At 77.0% G+C, this 22,803-nt stretch carries 20 protein-coding genes; 8 read left to right on the top strand and 12 right to left on the bottom strand.

Annotated elements, in window-relative coordinates:
- Nucleotides 1-43 precede the first annotated feature (43 nt).
- Nucleotides 44-625, top strand: a complete 582-nt coding sequence (locus C7Y72_RS14600; protein WP_107569932.1) for an acyltransferase — start codon at nt 44-46, stop codon at nt 623-625.
- A 47-nt stretch (nt 626-672) separates the two neighbouring features.
- A complete protein-coding gene (locus tag C7Y72_RS14595) occupies nt 673-2,973 on the top strand; it encodes a coiled-coil domain-containing protein (RefSeq protein WP_107569931.1) in 2,301 nt (766 codons plus the stop codon).
- A 13-nt stretch (nt 2,974-2,986) separates the two neighbouring features.
- Here the strand turns inward: C7Y72_RS14595 and C7Y72_RS14590 are convergent, their stop codons facing one another.
- The 7 genes from C7Y72_RS14590 to C7Y72_RS14560 all read right to left on the bottom strand — a co-directional run bounded on the left by C7Y72_RS14590 (nt 2,987) and on the right by C7Y72_RS14560 (nt 8,047).
- The gene (locus C7Y72_RS14590; protein ID WP_107569930.1) at nt 2,987-3,235 is read right to left on the bottom strand and encodes a hypothetical protein; all 249 of its coding nucleotides are present in this window, start codon (nt 3,233-3,235) and stop codon (nt 2,987-2,989) included.
- Nucleotides 3,232-4,320 (bottom strand): inorganic phosphate transporter, encoded by a 1,089-nt coding sequence (locus tag C7Y72_RS14585; RefSeq protein WP_107569929.1) that lies wholly within the window; start codon nt 4,318-4,320, stop codon nt 3,232-3,234. Before C7Y72_RS14585 ends, C7Y72_RS14590 begins: the two co-directional genes overlap by 4 nt.
- 68 nt (nt 4,321-4,388) lie before the next feature.
- Nucleotides 4,389-5,015, bottom strand: coding sequence for a DUF47 domain-containing protein (locus C7Y72_RS14580; RefSeq protein ID WP_107569928.1), 627 nt, complete (start codon nt 5,013-5,015; stop codon nt 4,389-4,391).
- Between the two features lie 94 nt (nt 5,016-5,109).
- Nucleotides 5,110-5,994, bottom strand: coding sequence for a 3-methyl-2-oxobutanoate hydroxymethyltransferase (gene panB / locus C7Y72_RS14575; protein ID WP_107569927.1), 885 nt, complete (start codon nt 5,992-5,994; stop codon nt 5,110-5,112).
- Nucleotides 5,995-6,021: 27 nt separating this feature from the next.
- The gene (gene panD, locus C7Y72_RS14570; RefSeq protein WP_107569926.1) at nt 6,022-6,405 is read right to left on the bottom strand and encodes an aspartate 1-decarboxylase; all 384 of its coding nucleotides are present in this window, start codon (nt 6,403-6,405) and stop codon (nt 6,022-6,024) included.
- 17 nt (nt 6,406-6,422) lie between these two features.
- Nucleotides 6,423-7,277 carry a pantoate--beta-alanine ligase gene (panC, locus tag C7Y72_RS14565; RefSeq protein ID WP_107569925.1) on the bottom strand — a complete coding sequence of 285 codons (855 nt, stop codon included), beginning with the start codon at nt 7,275-7,277 and terminating at the stop codon, nt 6,423-6,425.
- A complete protein-coding gene (locus C7Y72_RS14560; RefSeq protein WP_107569924.1) occupies nt 7,277-8,047 on the bottom strand; it encodes a Rossmann-like and DUF2520 domain-containing protein in 771 nt (256 codons plus the stop codon). The genes panC and C7Y72_RS14560 overlap by 1 nt, the downstream gene beginning before the upstream one ends.
- A gap of 216 nt (nt 8,048-8,263) precedes the next feature.
- On the opposite strand from C7Y72_RS14560, the gene C7Y72_RS14555 reads away from it, so the two are divergent.
- A complete protein-coding gene (locus C7Y72_RS14555) occupies nt 8,264-8,959 on the top strand; it encodes a uracil-DNA glycosylase (protein ID WP_158276876.1) in 696 nt (231 codons plus the stop codon).
- On the opposite strand, the gene C7Y72_RS14550 is transcribed toward C7Y72_RS14555, so the two are convergent.
- Both C7Y72_RS14550 and C7Y72_RS14545 read right to left on the bottom strand, forming a co-directional pair.
- Nucleotides 8,941-9,891, bottom strand: coding sequence for a glycosyltransferase family 2 protein (locus tag C7Y72_RS14550; RefSeq protein WP_158276875.1), 951 nt, complete (start codon nt 9,889-9,891; stop codon nt 8,941-8,943). The genes C7Y72_RS14555 and C7Y72_RS14550 overlap by 19 nt on opposite strands.
- Nucleotides 9,888-10,949, bottom strand: a complete 1,062-nt coding sequence (locus C7Y72_RS14545) for a glycosyltransferase family 4 protein (RefSeq protein WP_107569921.1) — start codon at nt 10,947-10,949, stop codon at nt 9,888-9,890. The genes C7Y72_RS14550 and C7Y72_RS14545 overlap by 4 nt, the downstream gene beginning before the upstream one ends.
- 78 nt (nt 10,950-11,027) lie before the next feature.
- Here C7Y72_RS14545 and C7Y72_RS14540 point away from each other — a divergent pair, with 78 nt between their 5' ends.
- The 4 genes from C7Y72_RS14540 to C7Y72_RS14525 are packed head-to-tail and all read left to right on the top strand — an operon-like array spanning nt 11,028 to nt 15,071.
- Nucleotides 11,028-12,185, top strand: coding sequence for a glycosyltransferase (locus tag C7Y72_RS14540; protein ID WP_158276874.1), 1,158 nt, complete (start codon nt 11,028-11,030; stop codon nt 12,183-12,185).
- Nucleotides 12,182-13,141, top strand: a complete 960-nt coding sequence (locus C7Y72_RS14535) for a glycosyltransferase family 2 protein (protein WP_158276873.1) — start codon at nt 12,182-12,184, stop codon at nt 13,139-13,141. Before C7Y72_RS14540 ends, C7Y72_RS14535 begins: the two co-directional genes overlap by 4 nt.
- Nucleotides 13,142-13,146: 5 nt before the next feature.
- The gene (locus C7Y72_RS14530) at nt 13,147-14,619 is read left to right on the top strand and encodes a glycosyltransferase 87 family protein (protein ID WP_158276872.1); all 1,473 of its coding nucleotides are present in this window, start codon (nt 13,147-13,149) and stop codon (nt 14,617-14,619) included.
- Nucleotides 14,616-15,071, top strand: a complete 456-nt coding sequence (locus tag C7Y72_RS14525; protein ID WP_107569917.1) for a hypothetical protein — start codon at nt 14,616-14,618, stop codon at nt 15,069-15,071. Before C7Y72_RS14530 ends, C7Y72_RS14525 begins: the two co-directional genes overlap by 4 nt.
- Here C7Y72_RS14525 and C7Y72_RS14520 read toward each other — a convergent pair.
- Both C7Y72_RS14520 and C7Y72_RS14515 read right to left on the bottom strand, forming a co-directional pair.
- Entirely contained in the window at nt 15,001-16,194 is a 1,194-nt protein-coding gene (locus C7Y72_RS14520; RefSeq protein ID WP_107569916.1) for an acyltransferase family protein, read from the bottom strand. The two genes, C7Y72_RS14525 and C7Y72_RS14520, sit on opposite strands and share 71 nt — an antisense overlap.
- Nucleotides 16,195-16,228: 34 nt before the next feature.
- Entirely contained in the window at nt 16,229-17,704 is a 1,476-nt protein-coding gene (locus tag C7Y72_RS14515) for an O-antigen ligase family protein (protein WP_107570370.1), read from the bottom strand.
- Nucleotides 17,705-17,732: 28 nt separating this feature from the next.
- On the opposite strand from C7Y72_RS14515, the gene C7Y72_RS14510 reads away from it, so the two are divergent.
- Nucleotides 17,733-22,112 carry an alpha-(1->3)-arabinofuranosyltransferase domain-containing protein gene (locus C7Y72_RS14510; RefSeq protein WP_146175395.1) on the top strand — a complete coding sequence of 1,460 codons (4,380 nt, stop codon included), beginning with the start codon at nt 17,733-17,735 and terminating at the stop codon, nt 22,110-22,112.
- Here the strand turns inward: C7Y72_RS14510 and C7Y72_RS23775 are convergent.
- The gene (locus tag C7Y72_RS23775; protein WP_199223977.1) at nt 22,109-22,756 is read right to left on the bottom strand and encodes a winged helix-turn-helix transcriptional regulator; all 648 of its coding nucleotides are present in this window, start codon (nt 22,754-22,756) and stop codon (nt 22,109-22,111) included. The two genes, C7Y72_RS14510 and C7Y72_RS23775, sit on opposite strands and share 4 nt — an antisense overlap.
- Nucleotides 22,757-22,803: the final 47 nt, after the last annotated feature.

Below are 22,803 nucleotides of genomic sequence, written 5' to 3'. Positions count from 1 at the left end.
CGGCCGACCCCACCGCCTCCCGCGGGTCTGCGAGGCTCCCGTGATGACCCGTGCGCAGGCCGTGCTGTGGCTGCAGAAGCTCCGCTACTACCGCGGGGACCGCCTGCCCTGGCGCATCGCCCGGCTCCACGCCGAGCTGGCGCGCCGGGAGTGCTTCGCGAAGGGGCCGCTGCACGGCGAGGCGCTGGCGATGCTCCGCGAGGGGCGCCTGACGCTCGGGCCGCACGTCCTCTTCGAGCCGGGGGTGTGGCTCACCGGGAGCGGCACGATCACGATCGGGACCGGCACCTTCCTCAACCTCGGGGTGCAGGTCGCGGCGGTCGACCGGGTCGAGATCGGCGCCCACTGCATGTTCGCCAACGGCTGCCTCGTCACCGACGGCAACCACCGCTTCGACGACCTCGAGAAGCCCGTGCCGTGGCAGGGCTTCACCAGCAAGGGGCCGACCGTCGTCGGCGACAACGTCTGGTGCGGCGCGAACGTCGTGATCACCAGCGGCGTCACGATCGGGGAGCGCTGCGTCATCGGCGCCAACAGCGTCGTGACCACGGATCTGCCGCCGTTCTCGATCGCGGCGGGCGCCCCCGCGAAGGTCCTGAAGACGGTGGAAGCCTCCGCAAACTGAGGGTTCGGACCCCTTCGCGACGGCCGCGTCCGGTACGTTCAGGGTTCATGGGTTCCGACGCCAACCTCGTCACGGTCAGCGGCCCGGATCGGGGGACGCTGCTGGCCAACCTCACGGTCCGGTTCGGCAAGGTCGACGTCGTGCGCGAGCGGTCGGTCGAACTGCCCGAGGGCGGCACCGGCTGGGAGCTCACGGTCCGCCACCGGACCTTCGTCTCCGACCTCCCGCCGGTCACCGCGCCCAACGGCCGCCGCGACGATGATCGCGCCCGCGCCGACCACGCGGCACAGGACGCCCGCCGCCGCGAGCAGGAGCAGGCCGACGCCCGTCGCCGCGCCGACGAGGAGGCCGCCGAGGCCCAGCGGCGCGCCGACGACGAGCGCCGCGCCGAGGAGCAGCGTCGCGCCGACGCCGAGCGTCGCGCGGCCGAGCAGGCCGAAGCCGACCGCCGCGCCGACGAGGCCGCCCGCGCCCGCGCGGCGGAGCGGGAGCGCCTCGCCGCCGAGCAGGCCGCCCGCGAGGAGCGCGAGGCCGCCGAGCGCGCCGCCGCCGAGCAGGCCGCCCGCGAGGCCGCCGAGCGTGCCGAGGCCGAGCGCCGCGAGGCCGCCGAGCAGGCCCGTCTCGCCGCCGAGGCCGAGGAGGAGGCCCGCCGCCGTGCCGAGGCGGCCGGGATCGCCGAGGAGGCGCGGCGCGCCGCCGACGACCTCCAGGTCCAGGCCGGGGCCCGCGCCGCCGCCATCCGCGAGGTCGCCGAGCGCGACGCGGCCGCGATCATCGCGCAGGCCGAGCACACCGCCGCCAGCGTCCGTGCCGCCGCCGAGCAGGACGCCGCGCAGCTGCGCCTGGGCGCCGAGCGCGACACCGCGCAGACGCTCGAGCGCACCGAGCAGGAGGTGACCGCGCTGCGCGCCGACGTCGACGCCGAGGTCGCCGCCGTCCGCGACGAGCTCGCCGCGCTGCGCCGCGAGGCGCAGGCCGAGGTCGCCGCCGCCCGGGCCGAGGCCGAGACGGCCGTCCCCGACGCGCGCCGCGAGGCGCAGGAGCTGCTCGAGGCCGCCCGCGTCGAGGCCACCACCGCGCTGGAGGACGCGCGATCCCGTGCGGCCGCGATGCTCGACGCCGCCCGCACCGAGGCGCAGGAGACGACCGCGCAGGCCGCGGCCCGCCTCGACGCCGATCTGCAGGAGGCACGCGCCGAGCTCGAGGAGGCCCGCGAGCAGGCCGAGACGCTGCGCACCCAGGCCGAGGCCGTGCGCGTGCACGCCGCCCAGGAGTCCGCCGCCACGCGCGCCGCGGTCGAGCAGGAGCTGACCGACCTGCGCCGCGACACCGAGCGCGAGCTCGCCGCGCTGCGCGACGGCGCCGACCGGGAGATCGCCCAGCTGCGCGCCGACGCCGAGCAGGAGGTCGCCGAGCTGCGCCGGCCCGCCGAGGAGCACGCGGAGGCGCTGCGCCGGGAGACCGAGTCGCAGCTCGAGGCGCGCCGCCTCACCGTCGAGCAGGAGCTCCGGGCCGCCCGCGACGCCGCCGAGCAGGAGCTCGTCGAGCTGCGCGAGCAGGCGGCGGTCGACCGCCAGGACGCCGGCCGACTGCGCGCGCAGGCCGAGCAGGAGGCCGCCGCCGTGCGCAGCGCCGCCCAGCAGGAGGCCGAGCGCATCCGCGCGGCCGCGACCCAGAAGCTCGAGGAGGCCAAGGCCGAGAGCGCCCGCTTCGACGCGTCACGCGAGCAGCGCGCCGCCGAGCTCGAGCGCCGCGTGCTGCAGGAGGCGCAGATCAAGGCGCAGCGCCTGCTCGCGGAGGCCGAGCAGACCGCGCAGGAGCTGCGCGCCCAGGGCGAGACCGAGCTCGTCGAGGCGCGCCGCAACGCGCGCGAGACGCAGCGCGAGGTCCGCCAGCAGGCCGACCAGCTGCTGCGCGAGGCGGTGCAGCAGGCCGACCGGGCCAGCGCCGAGGGCCAGGCCATGCAGGAGGCGGTCAAGGCCGCCACCGACCAGCTGCGCGAGTTCGGGATCGCCGTGCAGGCCGAGCTGCGCCAGGCGCACAAGCGGATCGCGGACGCCACGACGGTCGGCGCCGTGCAGTCCCGGCTGCGCACCCAGGGTCCCGAGACCGACGAGGCCGCGCAGGAGATCGCCGAGCGCGTCGCGCGGATCCTCGCCGCGGAGGCCGCCGCGGGCGACGGCCGCACCGCCCGCCCCGACGCGCCCGCCCCGGGCCCGGCCGGCGGGGCGACCCCGTCCGGGACGCCGGACGCCGGCGAGCCGCAGGAGCGGCCCGTCCGCGGCCGCTACGCGTCCCCGTCGCCGCCGATCCGCGGTGACGGTCGCACGCCGCGCGGCCGGTCCTGACCGTCCGGCGGGGCTACTTCGACGTGATCAGGACGATCGCGTAGACGATCGACCCGGCGGTCCCGGCGACCCCGGCGAGCGCCAGCAGCCCGTACGCCAGGGCGGGCGCCGTGCGCCCGTCGCGGCGCAGGTCGGTCCAGCGGGTGAAGCCGACCACGGTCAGGGCGAAGACGACCGAGACGCCGACGCCGGTGAGCGTCGCCGACCAGATCGTCTGCCACAGCGTCTCGACGTCGACGATCTTCGCGAGCATCGGGGTCATGCGTGCTTGCCCTCCGCGCGCTTGGCGAACACCACCGACAGGGAGATGACGAGCAGCGTCATCACGATCACGGGACCGACCGCGCCGTCGCCGAAGATCGCGGTCAGCCCGTAGGAGGCGCCGCCGATCAGGCCGGCCGCGGGGATCGTCAGCACCCAGGCGAGCACCATGTTCCCGGCGACGCCCCAGCGCACCGCGCTCAGCCGCTTCGCCGCGCCTGCGCCCATCACCGCGCCGGAGATCGTGTGCGTCGTCGACAGCGGGTAGCCCGCGTGCGAGGCGGCGAGGATCACCGCGGCGCCGGCCCCCTGGGCGGAGAAGCCCTGGGCGGAGTCCATCTTGATGATCTTCGTGCCGAGCGTCTTGATGATCCGCCAGCCGCCCGAGTAGGTGCCCAGCGCGATCGCGCTGGCGCTCGCGAACACCACCCAGAAGGGCACGTGGAAGTCGTCGGCGGGGATGTCCCCGTGCGCGACCAGCGCGAGCGTGATGATGCCCATCGTCTTCTGTGCGTCGTTGGTGCCGTGCGAGAGCGCGAGCAGACCGCCGGAGAGCAGCTGGCCCGCCTTGAAGCCCCGGGTCACGGGGCCGGGCCGCAGCCGCCCGACGATGCGGTAGACGAGCAGGATCGACAGCCCGGCGACGAGGAACGCGAGGATCGGCGCGACGAACGCGGGGATGACGACCTTGCCGAGCAGCCCCTCGCCGAGGATCGCGTCGGGGCCCTTCGCGGCGAACGCGGCGCCGACGAGGCCGCCGATCAGCGCGTGGGAGGAGCTCGACGGCAGCCCGAACCACCAGGTCGCGATGTTCCACGCGATCGCGCCGACGAGGCCGGCGAACACGATCGTCGGGGTGATCGCGTCCGCCTCGACGATCGCCTTGCCGACGGTCGCCGCGACCTCGAGGGACAGGAACGCGCCGATGAAGTTCAGGATCGCCGCGAACGCGACGGCGGCCCGGGGGGCGACCGCGCGCGTGGAGATCGCGGTGGCCACGACGTTGGCGGTGTCGTGGAAGCCGTTGGTGAAGTCGAACGCCAGCGCCGTGACGATGACGATGACGAGGATGATGTCGCCGTCCATGTTCCTTGGGTCGTTCTAGGGGTGGCGCAGCCGGCCAGATGGTCGGCGAGCCGGGCCCCCGAGCTCGTTCACGCGTTCTTGATGACGATGCCCTCGAGCGTGTTCGCGACGTGCTCGGTGGCGTCGATCGCGGCCTCGAGACCGTCGAAGATGTCCTTCCAGCGGATCACGACCATCGGGTCGATGCCGCCGTCGAACAGGGACGCGATCGCGTCGCGCGAGATGCGGTCCCCGTCGTTCTCGAGGCGGTTGACCTCGACGGTGTAGTGGTTGATGTCCTGGAAGTCGCGCATCCGCGGCATCGCCTCCGCGAGCTGGCGCGTGGACTGCAGCAGGATGTGGGAGAGGCGCTGGGCCTGCTCCATCGGGGCCTCGATCTTGTAGAGGCCCAGCATGTCGGCGACCTCCTCCGTGTGGTCGACGATGTCGTCGAGCTTGGAGGCGAGCTCGAGGATGTCCTCCCGGTCGATCGGGGTGACGAACGTCTCGTTGATCCGCTTGATGATGTCGTGCGTGATCCGGTCCCCGTTCTGCTCGCAGATGAGGATCTCGCGCGCGAGGTCGGCCGTGTCCGGCCAGCCGCGCAGCATCTGGTCGAGCAGGTCGGCGGCCCGCACCCCGTTGACGGCGGCCTCCTCGAACATGTCGAAGAACTCGCGGTCCTTGGGGGCGAAGATGGAGGACAGTCGCGCCATGGCCCGGGCAGGCTAGCGGGTTAACGCGATGTGAAAGCGCGCGGCCCGCTCGTGCCGGAACGCACGAACGGGCCGCAGGTCGCCGCGGGGCGCGCTAGAGGCGCTCGCGCAGCTCCGCGAGCTCGACCGGCTCGATCGCGTAGCCGTGCTCCGGACCCGGGTAGCGGCCGGTCCGCACGTCCTCCGCGTAGGCGCCGACGCCCGCCGCCATGTCGTCCAGCAGGTCCGCGTAGCGCTGCACGAACTTCGCGCCGCGCCCCTCGCGGATGCCGAGCAGGTCGTGGAACACGAGCACCTGACCGTCGACGTTCGGGCCGGCCCCGATCCCGATCACCGGGATCTCGAGCCGCTCGTGGATCATCTCCGCGACCGCGCTCGGGATCGCCTCGAAGACGATCGAGAAGCAGCCCGCCTGCTGCAGCGCGAACGACTCTCGCGCGACGCGCTCGGCGGCCAGCGCGCTCTTGCCCTGCGCCTTGTAGCCGCCCAGGGCGGTCGCGGTCTGCGGCGTCAGGCCGACGTGGCCCATCACCGGGATGCCGGCTGACACGATCGCCCGGGCGCGCGCGACCGAGGTCGGGCCGCCGCCCTCGAGCTTCACCGCGTCGCAGCCCGCCTCCTTGACGAACCGCATCGCGGTCGCGACAGCCTGCTCGTCGCTGATCTCGTAGGACCCGAACGGCAGGTCGCCCACGAGGAACGGCGTCTTCAGGCCGCGGCGCGTGGCCTTGGCCAGCATGAGGATCTCGTCGAGCGAGACCGGGACCGTCGAGTCGTAGCCCAGGACGGTCATCGCGCCGCTGTCACCGACCAGGACGACGTCGACGCCGGCCCGGTCGACCGCGACCGCCGACGGGTAGTCGTAGGCGGTGACCATGACGATCGGCTCGCCGAGCGCGCGCTTCTCCATGAGCCGGGGGAGCGTGACCGGCAGCCGCGACGCGTCGGCCGGGACGGAGACCTGCGGGAAGGTGGACATGAGGGGGAGTCCTTGATCCTCGTGGGTTCAGGTGAGCAGGGTCGCGACGGCGGTGTCGACGTCGATGACGCGGTTGGTGCCCTTCTCGACGTGGACGACGCGGGGCTCGTAGTGCTCCAGGTCGGCCTCGTCGTACTGCCCGTAGGAGATGACGATGATCGTGTCGCCCTTGTGCACGAGGCGGGCGGCGGCGCCGTTGACCTGCATGACGCCCGAGCCCCGCTCGCCGGCGATCGTGTAGGTCTCGAAGCGGGCGCCGTTGTCGACGTCCACGACGTGGACCTGCTCGTGCTCCAGGATGTTCGCCTCGTCCAGCAGGTCGGCGTCGATCGTGATCGACCCGACGTAGTGCAGATCGCTGTCCGAGATGGTCGCCCGGTGGATCTTCGACTTCAGCATCACGCGCTGCATGGGGGCTCAGGTGCCTTTCAACGGGGAGAGGGGATGAGGGTGTTGTCGATGAGTCGGACCTCGCCGACCCGTGCGGCCACCGCGACGAGCGTGTCGCCGTCGATCGCCGTCCGGGGGACGAGGGTGTCGGGATCGACCACCGCGAGGTACTCGGGGTCGACGGAGAAGGGGGTCATGGCCGCGCGGGCGGCGTCGCGCACCGCGGCGGCGTCGCGCTCGCCGCCGGCGACCGCGTCCTCGGCGGCACGCAGGGCGGCGCGCAGCGCGAGCGCGCGGTCACGGTCCTCGCCGTGCAGGCGGACGTTGCGGCTCGAGCGCGCGAGGCCGTCGGCCTCGCGGACGGTCGGGCAGACCTCGATGCGCGCCGGGATGTCGAGGTCGCGCACGAGGCGGCGGATGACGAGCGCCTGCTGCGCGTCCTTCTGGCCGAAGAACGCAACGTCGGGCCCGACCATGTTCAGCAGCTTGGTGACGACCGTCGCGACGCCTTGGAAGTGCTCGGCGCCGCGGTGCGCGCCCTCGAGCGTGCCGGTGAGCGGACCGTCGACCGTGACGATCGTGCAGAACCCGTCGGGGTAGACCTCGTGCACCGACGGGGCGAACAGGACGGTGCAGCCGGCGTGCTCGGCGAGGGCCGCGTCGGCGGCCTCGTCGCGCGGGTAGGCGGCGAGGTCGGACGCCTCGTCGAACTGGGTCGGGTTGACGAACAGCGACAGGACGACGACCTCCGTCTCGGCCGCGGCCCGACGCAGCAGTGAGAGGTGCCCGTCGTGCAGCGCGCCCATCGTCGGGACGAGGCCGATGCGGCGGCCGGCCCGACGGTCGGGCAGCAGCAGCGCGCGGAGCTCGGCGACGGTCCGGACGGTGCGCATCAGCCCGTCACCACCGTCCGGCGGTCGGCGAGCGACCGGGTCGCGTCCGCGAGCGCGTCGAACAGCGCCAGCAGCTCCGGGGTGCGGTCCGCGACGGCGTCGCGCTGCGCCGCGACGGTCGCCACGTCGCCGCGGGCGATCGGGCCGGTGAGCGCCCGCTCGGGGCCGTGCGCGGCCCAGTTCTCGACGGTGGCGCGCACGAGCGGGACGAGCAGCTCGCGGTCGGCGTCGGCGGTGGCCAGCAGCCGCTCGGCGGCGTCCTGCAGCGTCACGAGGAAGTTCGAGGCGATCGAGGCGGCCGCGTGGTAGGCGACGCGGTCCTCGTCGCGGATGCGGACCGGCCGCAGGCCGAGCGTCCGGGCCAGCTCGCGCGCGGTGGCGAGCGCCGCGTCGGTGCTGCCGTCGACCGCGGCGCCCGCGCCGGCGAAGACGGCGTCCGGGCCCGCGACCGTCATCAGGGGATGGAGCGAGAACGCCTCGTGCCCGGCGCCGGTCAGCGCGGTGAGGCCGGTCGCGCCGGAGCAGTGGCCGACGAGCAGGCCGGGGCGGGGGGTGATCGCGGCGGCCGCACGGGCGATCTCCGCGTCGGGGACGCACAGCAGCGCGACCGTCGCCTCGGCGGGGACGGTCGCCTCCCGGCCCAGCGGGCCGTGCACGGCGACGCCGACGGCGGGCAGGGCCCGCGCGAGCGCGGAGCCGACGCGGCCGGCGCCGATCAGCGCACAGCGGCAGGGGCCCTGGTCGGCCCCGGAAGTGGGGGATGTCTCCATGGGAGATCTCGGTCCAGTCCCCGGAAGGGGGGTACCGGTCGCGTGTGGTGAGGGGTGTGCTGCCTGGTCCTGCGGGGACTGCCGAGGTCCGTCCCGGGCATCGGTGACGGCCTCGTCACGGAGAGTACACACCGGGCCTCGATGCGCAACACCTGCCTCGCCGGTGTCTCCCCGACGGTCGACGGGGATCCCCCGGGCGGACGGTACGATCGCCGCGTGTCGTCTCCCGACGAGCGCCGAGACGCCATCGCGCAGGCCGCCGCGCGGGCCCGGGGGTGCGGTCGCTGCCCGCAGCTCGCGGCCACGCGCACCCAGGTCGTGTTCGGCAGCGGCGACCCCGACGCGGACCTCCTCGTCGTCGCCGACGCCCCGGGCCGCGAGGAGGACGAGCGGGGCGTGTCGCTGCTCGGCCGTCCCCGCCGCGTGCTCGACGAGCTGCTGCGCGAGACCGGCATCGACCCGGCCGCGGTGTGGACGACCACCGCGCTGCTGTGCCGGCCCCCGGACAACCGCGACCCGGCCCCGGCGGAGCTCGAGCGGTGCCGCGCGCACCTGCTGGCCCAGGTCGAGCTCGTCGCCCCGCGGGTCGTCTGCACGCTCGGCACGGTCGCGACCCGCGTGGTGCGCGGCGTCGCCGAGCCGATCCTGCGGGTGCACGGGCGCACCGAGGTCGTCGAGCTCGCCGGCCGTCGCGTGCGCGTCCTGCCGGTCCTGCACCCGGCCGCGGCGCTCTACCGGCCGCAGACGCTCGAGCTGCTGCGCCGCGACCTCGCGCGCCTGCCCGGACTGCTGGCGCTGCCGGTGCCCGAGCAGCCCCGGCCGGTCGTCGTGCCGCCGGCGGCGCCGCTGCCGCCCGTCGCCCCGGATCCCGCGGCGGGCCCGCCGCCCGACGGTCAGCTCGGCCTGTTCTGAGCCGGGTCCGCCGCGAGCACGGCGCGCGCGTCCGGCGCGGCGCGGCGCGCCGCGCGCAACGCGTCGCGGCGGGCGCGCACGAGCGTCGCGTCCGCGCCCGGGCGCAGGCGGGCCGCCAGCAGCCGGGTCGCGAACGTCGCCGCCTGCAGCCGGTCGTCGCGTCGCAGGCCGCGGGCGCCGAGCCGGGTGGCGACCACGTGGCGGCGCCGTCGGGCCAGCAGCGCGACCGGCTCGCCGCCGAACGCGGGTCCCGTGCTGTGGCGTCCGGCGTGCCGCAGCGCGAGGTCCGGGTGCAGGACCGTCGGCCGGCCCGTCGCGGCCGCGTGCAGGCAGAGGTCGAGGTCCTCGAAGAACAGGAACGCGGCCGGGTCGAACGGTCCGAGCTCACGCAGCGTCGTGGTCCGCGCGGCCACGCACGCGGCGATCGCCCAGCCGACGGTCCGTGGACGGTCGGCCCGCCAGGGCTGTGCGGCCTCGCGCAGCCGCCGCGGCAGCAGCGGCGGGTGCGCCAGCGCCAGCAGCGCGTGGCCGGGCGACCCCGGCCGCGGATGGGCGCTGTCCTCGACCGTGCCCGCGGGCGTCAGCAGGCGTGGCACGTGCAGCGCGTCGTGCCCCGCCGCGTGGGCGACGAGCGCGGGGAGCGCGCGGTCGTCGAGCAGCTCGACGTCGGGGTTCAGCAGCACGGTCACCGGGTGCCGGGCGCGGGCGAGCCCGGCGACGTTCGCCGTCCCGAAGCCCGGGTTGCCGTCGAGCACGAGCACCTCCGCGCCGTGCGCCCGGGCCAGCGCGACCCCGGCCCCGCCGTCGCGCGAGCCGCTGTCCACGCAGACGAGCTGCGGCGCGAGCGGCCCCGCGTGCGCCTCCAGGGACGCCAGCAGCCGCTCCAGCGGCGCGGCGCTGTCGTGCAGCACGACGACGAGCGTGACGCTCACCGCGACGCCCCCGCGGCGTCGGCGAGCGCGGCGCGCGTGGCGCGGGCCGCCGCCTCCCAGGTCAGCCGGTCGGCCGCCGCGCGCGCCCGGACGGCGAGGTCCTCGCGCAGCGCGGCGTCGGCCGCGATCCGCACGAGCGCGTCGGCGAGCGCGCGCGGGTCCCCCGGTGCGACGTGCAGCGCGGCGTCGGGCAGCGTCTCGCGGTGCACGGCCAGGTCGCTCAGCACCGACGGCGTCCCCAGGAGGGCCGCCTCCAGCGGCGGGAAGCCGAAGCCCTCCAGCCACGAGGGCGCGACGAGCGCGAGCGCGTCCCGGTAGAGGCCCGCGAGCGTCCGGTCGTCGACCCGGCCGAGCGCGACGACGCCCGGGCCGCGGATCGGCCGGCGGCCCTCGCCGACGACGACGAGCTCGGCGTCCAGCCCGCCCGCGCGGGCGAGTGCCCAGGCCTGCGCCAGGACGTCGGGGGCCTTGCGGGGCTCGAGCGCCCCGACCCACAGCAGGAACGGCCGGTCGCGCACCGGCCCGGGCGGGGGAGCCGCCGGGGCGGCGACGCCCGGTTGCACGACCACCACCCGGTCGGCGAGCCCGGGGCGGCGGGCCAGCAGCGCGTCCCGGGTGGCGGCGCTGTCGGCCAGCAGCCGGTCGGCGCGCGCGACGAGCCGGTCGGGACGCGCGAGCACGTGCCAGGCCCGCTCGTAGCGGGTGAAGTCGCCGGGACGCTCCCAGAACGACAGGTCGTGGACGGTCAGGACGACCGGGACGCCGGCGGTGACGGCGACCGGGGCGGGGGCGGGGAGCCACACCACGTCGAGGTTGCCGCCGAGCAGGCGGTCCAGGCGCGGGCGCCCGGTGAGCGCCGCCGTCGCGTAGGCCGCCCGACGCGGCAGCCGCGTGCGGTGGACGATCGTCCGACCCGGCGACGGGGTGCCCGCCCCGTGGGCGACGACGTGGTGCTCGTCCTGCGGGAACGCCGTGGCCATCGCGTCCAGCAGCGCGCGGGCGTAGCGCCCGACGCCCCGGTGTCCGGCCAGCGCGCGGGCGTCGACGCCGACCCTCATCCTCCGCACCGTAGCCCCCCGGGCGGTCGCATAGACTCGCCGCGGATGGAGGGGTCTCGACCACCGAGGGTCGCGTTGGTGCACGACTTCCTGCTCGACGCCCGCGGCGCCGAGCGCGTCTTCGCGGTCCTCTGCGACCTCTATCCGGACGCCGACCTCTTCACCGCCGTCTACGACGAGCGCGGCACGCGCGGCCGCTTCGCCCGCCGCCGCGTGACCACCAGTTGGCTGCAGCGGCTGCGCCCGACCGCGCGCTGGTTCCGGGCGCTGCTGCCGCTCTACCCGGCCGCGGTCGAGGGCCTCGACCTGCGCGGCTACGACCTCGTCGTGTCGAGCTCGAGCGCCTGGGCGCACGGCGTCATCCCCGACGAGGGCGCCGTCCACGTCTGCTATTGCCACAACCCGTTCCGGTACGCGTGGAACGCCCGCGAGGAGACGCTCGGCGCCCGCGGGCCGATCGGGCGCGCCGTGCTGGGCACGGTGCTCGCCCGATGGCGCCAGTGGGACTGGATCGCCGCGCAGCGCGTCGACACGTACGTCGCGAACTCGCCGACGACGCGCCTGCGGATCGCCCGCTACCTCGGACGCGAGGCGGTCGTGGTCGCGCCCCCGGTGCAGACCGCCCGGTTCGCGCCCGGCCCCGTCGGCGACCGCTACGTCGTGCTCTCGCAGCTGATGCCGCACAAGCGGATCGACCTCGCGGTCCGCGCGTTCTCGCAGATGGGGCTGCCGCTGACCGTCATCGGCCAGGGCCCGGACCTGCGCCGCCTGCGCCGGCTCGCCGGCCCGACCGTCGAGGTCGTCGGGCACCTCCCGGACGCCGAGGTCGCCCGGCGGCTGTCCGCTGCCCGGGCGCTCGTCGTCACCGCGACCGAGGAGTTCGGGATCGCGGCGGTCGAGGCGCAGGCCGCCGGACGGCCGGTGATCGCGCTGCGCGCCGGCGGCGTGCGCGACACCGTGATCGAGGGCCGCACGGGCACGTTCTACGACGAGCCGACGGTCGCGTCGCTGTGCGCCGCGGTGCGGCGCTTCGACCCGCTCTCCGTCGACCCCGACGCGTGCGTGCAGAACGCCCGGCGGTTCGACGTCGCGGTCTTCCGCGCCGCGTTCGCCGCGACGGTCGAGGCCGCGATCCGCGACGCGCGCGACGCCCCGGTCCCCGCGCGCCGCCCGCCGGCGGCCGACCGGCCGCGCGCCCGCGGTCGCCGCCCCGGCCCCGGCGCGCGGCGGTCGTGAGGACGACCGCGGTCGTCCCCGCCTGGAACGGTCGCGGCTGGCTGCCCGGCCTGCTCGCGTCGATCGACGCCCAGGAGCGGCCGTTCGACGAGCTCGTGATCGTCGACAACGGCTCCCGTGACGGGACCGCCGACTGGCTCGCCGCCACCCGACCGGACGTCGTCGTGCTGCGCGAGGACCGCAACCGCGGCTTCGCGGCCGCCGCCAACCGGGGGATCGCCGTCGCCCACGGGGAGCGCATCGCCCTGTTGAACACTGACGTCGAGCTCGCCCCCGACTGGCACGCCCGCCTGGCCGACCGGCTCGACGGCGACCCGCGGCTGGCGAGCGTCGCGTCGAAGCTCGTGCGCCTGGACGACCCCGGGACCGTCGACGACGCCGGCGACCGGCTGCGCCGCGACGGGGTCTGCGAGCAGCGCGGCGCCGGACGCCCGGACGATGGTCGCTTCGACGTCCCCGGCGAGGTCTTCAGCGCCTGCGCGGGCGCCGCCCTGTACCGCCGCGACGCGGTGCTCGCGGTCGGGGGCTTCGACGAGCGGCTGTTCTCCTACCTCGAGGACGTCGAGCTCGGGCTGCGCCTGGCGCTCGCCGGCTGGCGCTGCGGCTACGAGCCCGCCGTCGCCCGCCACGCGGGTGGGGGCTCCAGCGGGCAGCTCGCGCGCCCGGTGAGCGGCTGGGTGGCCCGCAACACGCTGCTGCTCGTCGCCCGCGCGTGGCCGTGGCGGTGGGCGGGACCGGTCGTCTACCGGCAGCTCGCCTGGACGCTGCACGCGGCCCGCGAGCGCCGTTTGCGCGCCCACCTCGGCGGGCTCGCCTCGGCGCTGCCGCTGCTGGGGGTGATGCTCCGCGAGCGGGCCGCGCTGCGCCGGGTCGCGGTGCGCCGGATCGAGGACGTCGTGGCGCCCGTCCCGTGGCGCGGCCCGACCGCCGGCGGCCATCCGGACAGCCCGGAGTGACCGCCGTGCGTCGCAATCTGCTGCTGGCCGGGGCGGCGCTGCTGCTGTCGGGCTGCACGCTGCTGCTCGAGGCGGGCCCGCACGACGAGGGGCTCGTCCTCGCGGCCGCCGACCGCGTCGCCGACGGGCAGCTGCCCTACCGGGACTTCTGGTGGAACTACGGTCCCGGGCAGGCGCTGGCGCTCGGCGCGCTGACCTGGGTGACCGGCCCGTCGCTGCTGGCCTGGCGGATCGCGCGGCTCGTCCTGGACGTCGCCGTCGTGCTGCTCGTCGCCCGCCTCGTCGAGCCCGAGCAGGGGCAGGACCATCCGCGTGTCCTGGGCTGGCCGCTCGCGGCGGGGCTCGCCGCCGCGGGCGCGCTGGCCTGGCCGGCGAACGCGGGACCCGGGCCGCCGGCGCTCGCGCTCGCGCTCGGAGCGCTGCTCGCCGCCCGCCGGCAGCGGCCCGGCCTCGCCGGGGCCCTGGCGGGTCTCGCCGGCCTGTGGCGGCCCGAGATCGGACTCGCGGCGGCCGCCGGGATCGTGCTGGGCGGGGCGCCCGCCCGCCGCGCGCTGCCGGCCGCCGGCGCGGTCGCGGCCATGGGCGTGCTGCCGTTCGCGCTGCTCGCCCCGGCGGAGCTGGTCGACCAGACCGCCGGGTTCCTGGGCATCCAGGACCTGCAGCGTCTGCCGTTCCCGTTCGCCGTCGCCGACGCGTTCCCCGACCCGAACAAGCTGCTGGAGGCCGCCTACCCGGCCCTGCTCGTCGCGGCGACCGCCGGCGCGGGCGCCTGGTTCGCGGTCCGCCGGGGTGGCGCGGGACGGGAGGCGTGGGCGCTCGCGCCGCTCGTGGCCGGCGGCCTGGCCTACCTGCTGGCCCGCACCGACGAGTTCCACCTCCTGGGCCTGGCGCTCGCGCTCGCCGCGCTGGCCGGGGTCGTCGGCGCGCGCAGCGACCGGCGCGGGGTGCGTGCCGCGTGCCTCGCCGTCTGCGCGCTCGTCGCGCTGCACGGCGCCGAGCGGCAGGCGGGACGGCTGCTGCACCCCGGGGACCTCGTCGCGCTGCCCGGCCCCGCCGCCGACGGGGTCCGGGCCGACGCCGCGTTCGCCCGCGGCGCGGCGTTCGTCGCACGCACGGTCCGCGCGGTCCCGGGTCCGGTGCTGGTCGCGCCGCCGCGCTACGCCCGCGTGCGCTTCGGCGCGCCGCTGCTGAACGTCCTGCTGGGGCGGCCCAACCCCTCCCGCTACGACGTCGTCCAGCCCGGCGTGGTCACCGACCGCGACGTGCAGGAGGAGATCGCCCGCGACCTCGCCCGCACCCGCACGCCGTGGGTCGTGCGCTGGATCGCGCCCGCGGCCCGCCGCGACGAGCCCAACGGGGGCGGGCGCCTCGACGGCGCCGACGTCCTGGACCGCGTCATCGCCCGCGACTACCGCGAGGTCGCCCGCGACCCGAGCTTCGTGGTGCTGCTGCGCCGCGGCTACGATCCCGACCCGTGACCGCGCTGCGGCTCCTCCTCGTCCTCGCGGGCGTCACCGTCGTCGTCTTCGCGTTGCAGCGCGGCGCCGACGTGCGGTCCTGCGACGACGCGCGCGGCGCCGCGTTCGGGGCGGCGCTCGCCCCGCAGCCCGAGCCGCTGCCCGACGGCGGCCGCGCGCTCGCCGCCGACGTCGTCGACCACTGCCGCGGCAGCGAGGCGCTGGCCCTGTCCGCGCGGGCGCTCGTGCGCATCGGGGCGTTCGCGGGCGCCCAGCGGCTCGCCGCGACCGCGGTCGACCGCGACCCGGAGGCGTTCGCGGCCCGCACCGCGCTCGCCGAGGTCCTCGAGGCCCGCGGCCGCCCGGAGGAGGCGCAGGTGCAGCGCGAGCGCGCCCGCGCGCTCAACCCGCGGGGACCGGTGCCGGGCGCTCCGCCGCCCGCGGCGCCGGGGAGCCCCGGAAGCGGCGCATGAGCGGCCGCTCGACCAGCGTGTAGGAGAGGGTCGCGGCAACCAGCGACGCGGCCAGCACGGCCAGCGTGATGATCGGGAAGCCGAGGTCCGCGACGCGCGGCCCGAGCCGGGCGTTGATCTCCTCGCCCAGCGGCAGGTGCCACAGGTACACGCCGTAGGAGACGAGGCCGAGCCACACCAGCGGCCGGGATGCCAGCAGCGCGCGCACGCGCCCGCCCCCGTCGGTGCCGATCGCCGCGGGCAGCACGACGAGTACCGCGATCAGCGCGTAGAGGACGTGCTCGCACAGCAGCTCGTAGGTGTCGTAGTCGGCCAGCGGCAGGATCGGCAGGCCCACCTGCGTGGACAGCAGCAGCACCGCGACCGCTCCCGCCCAGGGCACCCCGGGGTGCGCGCCGACGAACCGCACCCAGCCGGGCCGCCGACCGACCGGTCGGTCGGCGACGTGCGCGCTGACGACCGCGAGCGCGAGCCCGAGCGCGAACCACAGGAACAGCTGGGGGAGGATGTTCGCCCCGACCTCGGTGGGCGACCCGGCGACCGACCGCCACGCGCGCAGCGCCAGCGACAGCAGGCCGAGCACGGCGATCGCCGCGAGCTCCGGCCACAGCTGCCGCTCCACCGGACGGCCACGCAGCCACCGGGCCGCGCCGAGCGCCAGGAACGGCAGCAGCGCGTAGAAGGTGATCTCGACGTGCAGCGTCCACGCCGGCCCGATGCCCTGGAGGATCCAGCCTCCGCGCAGGTTCTGCGCGAACCCGTAGTAGACCCACCAGTCCTTCGTGAAGACGCCGTTCAGGCCCGGCCAGATCGCCAGCAGCGTCAGCGCCAGCCAGTAGGCGGGGACGATCCGCAGCGCGCGCCGTCGCAGGTAGCCGCCGATCTGCGGCGCGTCACGATCGGCGAGCCGGGCGGCGACGAACGGCCGGTAGAGCAGGAAGCCCGAGAGGACGAAGAAGATCGCCACGCCGACGTTCAGCCGGGCGGTCAGCGGGCCGAGCAGGTCGTTGCTCGTCGTGAACGTCGTCAGCCCCGCGGTGTGGACGCCCAGGACGCTGAGCGCGGCGATGGCGCGCACCCCGTCGAGGTGCGGGAAGCGCGGGGGGACGGCGGCGCGATCCATGCGGGCCAGAGCATAGGCCGGGACCGCGGCGGTGTCAGCGCGACGCGACCGGCCGCGGCTCGGCGCGGTCCGCACGGGCGATCAGGCTGCCGGTGAGGAGCAGCACCGGCAGGGTCAGCGCGGGCATCTCCCAGTCCCAGTCCAGGCAGGCGTGGACCGCCCACACGGTCAGCGCGGCGCACGCGCCCGCGGCGAGCGCCGGGTCCTCGCGTTGCACCGTGCGGGCGCAGCGGGCGACGCCCACGACGAACAGCGCGAGCGCGAGCAGCCCGACGAGCCCGAGCTCCGCCGCGGTCTCCAGCGGCAGCGAGTGCGCGTCGCGGACCGGGTCGGGCACGTCGCGCTCGCGCTGCCACTCGACCGCGAAGCCGCCGCTGCCGACCCCGGCGACGGGATGGTCGGCGAACGCGCGCAGGGCCACGTCCCAGTAGCGGTCGCGGTTGGAGCCCACGTCGGTGAACCGCTGGGTCTGCGCGCCGAACGCCGGATCCTGCGGGCCGCCCGGCGCGACGACGACCGGCACGACGACCGCGACGACGCACAGCACCGCGACCGCGGCGCCGAGCCCCCGCCCGGGCAGCGGCAGCCGGCCCGACCGCGCGCCGTCGGCGGCCTCGCGCCGCGCGACCGTCGCGGTGAGCAGCGCGGCCGCCACGACGCACCCGAGCAGCACCGCGAGGACGATCGCGCCCTGCGCGTCCCGGGTCCCCGCATCGCCCTCCAGGGCGCGGACCGCGTCGGAGAGCGCGGACGCCACCAGCAGCGGCACGCTGGTCAGCGCCGCGACCCCGAGCGCGCGCAGCTGTCCGAACGTCGGGGCGCACGCCAGCAGGACGAGCAGCCCGCACCCCAGGGCGAGCACCGCGCCGCGCGAGAAGCTCAGGTAGACGCCCGCCGCCAGGGGGGCCGCCGCGGCGCCGGCCGCGGCGCGCAGCGCGTCGGGCCGCGTGCGGTCCCCGGCCACCCGCACCGCGACGACCGCGCCGATCGCCGCGAGCGCGCCCTGCGCGTTCCAGTAGGTGAGCGGCTGCTCCAGCCGGCCGCCGGCGCTGACCGACGCGGACTGCTCGACGAGCCACGGCACGAGCCGGCCGGACAGCCCGTAGAGCGTCACGAGCAGCGCGCCGCCCCCGACGGCGAGCTCGGCCGTCCGGGCGTCGCGCCGGCGGCCGAGCAGCATCGCGGCGGCGAGCAGCGCCCCGAGGTACAGGAGCGTGCGCTCGAGGTCGTCGCCGGCGGGGTCGTCCAGCGGCGCCCAGGCCCGTGAGACCCCCGTCCAGGCGACGAGCAGCCCGAGTCCGGCGACCGCCAGCAGGCCCGCGCGTCGGCGCGGCAGCGGGGCGGGCGCGAGCACCGCCGCGGCGACGACGAGCGCCCAGCAGCCCGCCAATGCCCAGAGACGTGGACCGTCGAAGAACCCGCCGGAGAAGAACGCGAGCACCACCGGTCCGGCCAGCAGCCCACCGCGCAGGAGGCCGAGGGCCGGGACGGCGGGTGACGGCGAACGCATCGGCGCGTCAGCGTACCCTCCGCGCCTGGTGCGTTCGACGATCGTGCAGCTGCGGGCCCGCGCGGGCCGCCGGATCGGCCCCCACGCGGCCCCCCTGGGCCTCGTCCTGGGCGCGTACCTGCTCGCGCTCGTGCAGCGGCCGGGGGAGACGATCGCCGACACGAAGGTGCACCTGCAGCTCGACGCGGCCCGGTTCCTCGGGGACGTCGCGAGCGCGTGGACGCCGACCGCCGGACTCGGCCACGTCTGGGCCGGCCAGTACGGCGGCTACCTCTTCCCGATGGGCCCGTTCTTCGCCGCCGGCGAGGCGCTCGGACTGCCCGACTGGGTCGTGCACCGGCTCTGGCTCGGCACGCTGCTGGCGGTCGCCGCCTACGGGATCCTGCGGCTGCTGCGCGTGCTCGTCCCCGGGCACGCGGAACACGGCTACTCGGCGCTGCACGTCGGCGCGGGCGTGCTCTACGTCGTCAACCCGTACGTCACCGTGTACGCCGACCGCACGAGCGTCGCGCTGCTCGCCTACGCGGCGCTGCCGTGGCTGCTGCTGTGCGTGCACCGCGGCCTGCGCGACCCGCGCGGCTGGTGGTGGCCCGCCGCCTTCGCGCTGGTCCTGACGAGCACCGGCGGCGGCGTCAACGCGGCGGTGACCGGCTGGGTGCTCGTCGCGCCCGCGCTGCTGGTGCTCTACGAGCTCGGCTGGGGTGGCGTCCCGCGCGCCGCGCTCGTGCCGTGGCTCGGCCGCACGGTCCTCACCGGCGCGCTGGCGGGCGCCTGGTGGGTCGTCCCGCTCGCCGTGCACGCCTCCCAGGGGTTCGACTTCCTGCCGTTCACCGAGCAGCCGGGGACGATCTGGGGGACGACGTCGCTGGCGGAGTCGTTCCGGCTCCTGGGCTTCTGGACGAGCTACATCGGCGTCGGCTTCGGCGGCGAGCTGCGCCCGTTCGCCACCCACGGGCCCGCGTACCTGTTCTCCCTGCCGGTGGTGCTGGCGAGCATGCTCGTGCCCGCGCTCGTGGTGCTCGGCCTGCGCGTCTCGTGGCGCGCCCGGTACGCCCCGTTCTTCGTGCTGCTGCTGACCGTCGGGCTGCTGATCATGGCGGTCGGCTTCCCCGAGGGCTCGCCGCTGCGCCGCGCGGCGACGTTCACCTACAACCAGGTCGAGGCCGTGCGGTTCCTGCGCACGACCTACAAGGCGGGACCGCTCGTGGCGCTGGCGCTCGCCGCCCTCGGCGGCATGGGCCTCGCGTGGGCCTGGGCCCGCGCGGCCGGACGGCCACGGCTGCGGGCGCTCGGGACCGTCGCGCTCGCCGGGGTCGTCGCGGTCGCCGCCTGGCCGCTGACGAGCGGGCGGGCCCCCGACCGCCAGCTCGCCTACGACGTCCCGTCCTGGTGGCAGCAGGCGGCCGACCGGCTCGACGACGCGGACCCGAACACCCGCGCGCTGCTGCTGCCCGGCCAGCTGTTCGCGAGCTACCGCTGGGGGCAGACGATCGACGCGGTCCTGCCCGCGCTCACCGACCACCCGGTCGCCAACCGCTACATCGTGCCGTTCTCCGACTCGCGCGCCACCGAGCTGCAGTGGGGCGTCGATGCGCTCGTCAACCAGGAGCGGCTCGTGCCCGGGCAGCTGGCGCCGCTGCTGGACCTGCTCGGCGTCGGCCAGGTCGTCCTCGCCACCGACGGCGACCGCTCGCGCAGCGGCGAGCTCGGTCCCGCCGAGGTCGCGCGCGTGCTCGGCACGCAGCCCGACGCCACCGGCGGCGGCCTCGCCGCGACCGGTCTGGACACGGGCCTGGGCGCCCCCGAGATCGACCCGGCGCTCGGCGGCGGCGCGGGGATCGCGGGGGAGCGGCCGGTCTCCGGCGTGCGCCGCGAGACGTTCGGCACGCCGCAGCTGCTGCCGGCCGCCGCCGCGCGGCTCGCCGGTCCGGTACGCCGCGCGCCGCTGGAGCTGCGCCCGGCGCGGACCGGCGGGATCGTGCGCGTCGTCCCGCGCGCCCCGATGACGATCGTCGACGGCGGCGCGCAGGGGGTCATGGACCTCGCCGCGTTCGGCGACCTGCGCCCCGATCGGCCGCTCGCCTACGCCCCCGACCTCGACGGCGAGACGCTCGCCGCCGCGGTCCGCGACGGGGCGGGCTTCGTCATCGCCGACGGCGTGCGGCGCCGCGCGTTCGTCAGCGCGCGCCTGCGCGGCAACGTCGGACCCACGCTGCCGGCCGACCGCGACGTCAGCGAGGACGGCACCCGCCTGGACCCGTTCTCCGGTGACGGCGACCGGCCCGCCGCCCAGACCGTCGCGGTCCTGCGCGGCCGCGGCGCGGTCGCGGTGAGCGCTCCGTACAGCCCGCAGGTCACGCAGTTCCCCGAGCACCGCCCGGCGGCGGCGCTCGACGGGGACCTCGGGACCGCGTGGCTGGCCGACCGCTTCCTCGCCGAGAGCCGCCGCCACCTCGACGTCACGTTCCCTGAGCCGCGCGACGTCGGGACGATCGAGCTGTACCCCTACGGCGACAGTCGCGGCACGGTCACCGCGGTCGAGGTCGGTGGGCGCCGCTTCGCGGTCCGGCCGGGCTGGAACACGCTGCGCGTCGGGCTCGAGAAGGTGCGGCGGCTGTCGGTGCGGATCGCCTCGATGCGCCGGCCCGAGCGCGCGACCGCCGGCGGCGGCGGGATCCGCGAGCTGCGGATCCCCGGGGTGCGCGTGCGGGAGACGCTGCGGCCGCCGGTCGTGCTCGAGCAGGCGCTGCGCTCCGAGGACCTGTCCGGCAGCCCGCTCACCTACCTGCTGCAGCGCACGACGGCCGACGCCCCCGCGGTCCGGGGTCGCCTGGCGGGTCCGGCGCAGGCCGGGCTGCTCGCCGACGCGCGCGACCCCGAGCCGCGGCTGGAGCGCACGATCCACCCGCCGACGGCGCGTCGCTACGGCGCCGAGGCCTGGGTGAGCGTCGATCCGAAGACCCCGGACGACGTGCTCGACGGGCTCGTGAGCCCGGCCGCCGCCCGGCTCGTCGCCCGCTCCGCCTCGCGTCTGGAGGGCCGGCCCCGGCACCGGGCGTCCGGGGCGTTCGACGGCGGGACCGCGCGCGCCTGGATCGGCCAGTGGATCGCGGGCCGCCCGGCCTGGCTGTCCTGGCGCACGCCGCAGGTCGCGACGCTGCGCCGCCTGCGGCTCGTGCCGCCCGCGGTCCGCGTGCGCCGCCCGACCCGCGTGCGCCTGCGCTCCGAGCGGGGCGTGAGCGCCCCGGTCGCCGTGCGCGCGGACGGCTTCGTGCGGCTCGCCGCCCCGCTGGCCGGGCGCCGCTTCCGCCTGGAGGTCCTCGAGGCCGCGTTCCCGGCCGGCACCCCGGCGCGGCTGCGGCAGCGCCGCGCCGTCGGGATCGGCGAGCTGCGCGGCGCGGGCGTCGAGCCGGTCCCGGCGCCCCGCAGCGGTCGCGCGGCCGCGCCGTGCGGGGCGGTGGTCCTGCGTGCCGCGGGCCGCACGCTGCGGCTGCGCGTGCCCGCCCAGGACCTGCGGCGCTTCGACGCCGGCCTGCCGCTGCGCGCCGAGGGCTGCGGACCGCTGTCGCTGCCCGCCGACCGCACGCTGCTGCGGGACACCGGGACGGGCGCGTTCCGCGCCGACCGGCTGCGCCTGTTCTCGGCCCCGCCGGAGAGTCTCGTGCTGCCGGGCGCGGGCGGTCGGGTCCTCGCCGCCGGGACGCCGGGGGAGGGCCGTCGTGACGGCGTGCGCGTGGACGTGCGCGAGCCGTCCTGGCTCGTCTACGGGGAGTCCTACGCGGCCGGCTGGCGGGCCAGCTGCGACGGCCGCGACCTCGGGCGCCCGGTGCCGCTGCAGGGCTACGCCAACGCCTGGCCGGTCGAGCCGGGCTGCGAGCGCGTGGCGCTCTCCTTCGGGCCGCAGCGCGCGCTGACCGGCGGGTACGTCGTCAGCGCGATCGCGATCCTCCTGCTGCTCGCCTACCTGCTCCTGCGCCGCGGCGAGCGGGTCCGCCAGCGCGACCCGGTGACCGCACCGCCAGGGCCGCTGGACGTGGGCGCCGACCGGCCGGCCCGCTGGGGGCTCCTGCGCGCGCTGGCGATGGGCCTGGTCGCGTCGGGCGTGCTGGGCGCGCTGTTCGCGCTGCGGGCGGGGGCGGTGCTCGGACCGGTGGTGGCGTTCGTGCTGTGGCGCGGCGTGGCCAACCGCACGCTCGTGCTCTGGGCCGGGCTGCTGCTGCTGGTCGGCGTGCCGGTCGCGCACGTCCTGGGGGGCGCGGACGACCCTGGCGGCTACGACTACGGCTACGCGGTCCACCACATCGCCGCGCACTGGGTGGCGACGGGGGCGGTCGCGCTGCTGCTGCTCGCGCTCGTGCGCTGGCTGCGGGCGGACCGGCGCCTGCGCCGCGCCGACGACGCCGGCTAGCCCCGCAGGCCCAGCGGCGCGGTGCTGCGCGCGGCGAGCCGGCGCAGCGCCTCGCGGTCCCCGTCGACCTGCGCGAGGCCCTCGGCCCCGGGGGCGCCCAGGAGCGTGCCCATGACGGCGTGCATCGTGCCGGCGAGGTGGACGTCGGCGGGACCCTCGGGGGCGCCGAGCGCGGCCCGGATGCCGTCGGGCTCGACGGTCAGGGTGATCGCGGTGCCCTCCGCGTCCAGCGCGACGGTGAGCGGGGCGAGCGCGGCGAGGTCGGCGCCGCGGAACATCACGGGGGCGGCGAGCGCCACCCAGTGGCCGCAGACGACGTCGCCCTCGGCGCCGCGGGCCATGTCGGCGACGCCCCAGAGCGCCAGCTCGGCGAGCACGCCCTCAAGCGCGCGGCCACGGTCGGTCAGGCGGTAGAGCACGGTGGCGACCGGGGGCGGGGCGGCGTGGCGCTCGAGCACGCCGGCGCCCTCGAGGGCGCGCAGGCGGTCGGTCAGGAGGTTCGTCGCGATGCCCGGGAGGCCGGTGCGCAGGTCGGCGAAGCGGCAGTCGCGCAGGAGCAGCTCACGCACGATCAGCAGCGACCAGCGGTCGCCCACGACGTCGAGCGCACGGGCCGCCGCGCAGTACTGGCCGTAGGAGCGCATGGACGGATCCTAGCGCGGACGCTTGCATTCATCCACTAAGCACTTTA

Origin of the sequence: Paraconexibacter algicola (assembly GCF_003044185.1) — a bacterium.
Taxonomy (GTDB): Bacteria; Actinomycetota; Thermoleophilia; order Solirubrobacterales; family Solirubrobacteraceae; genus Paraconexibacter; species Paraconexibacter algicola.
Note: the sequence above shows the minus strand (reverse complement) of the source record. Positions and strands in the feature narration are given on the sequence as shown.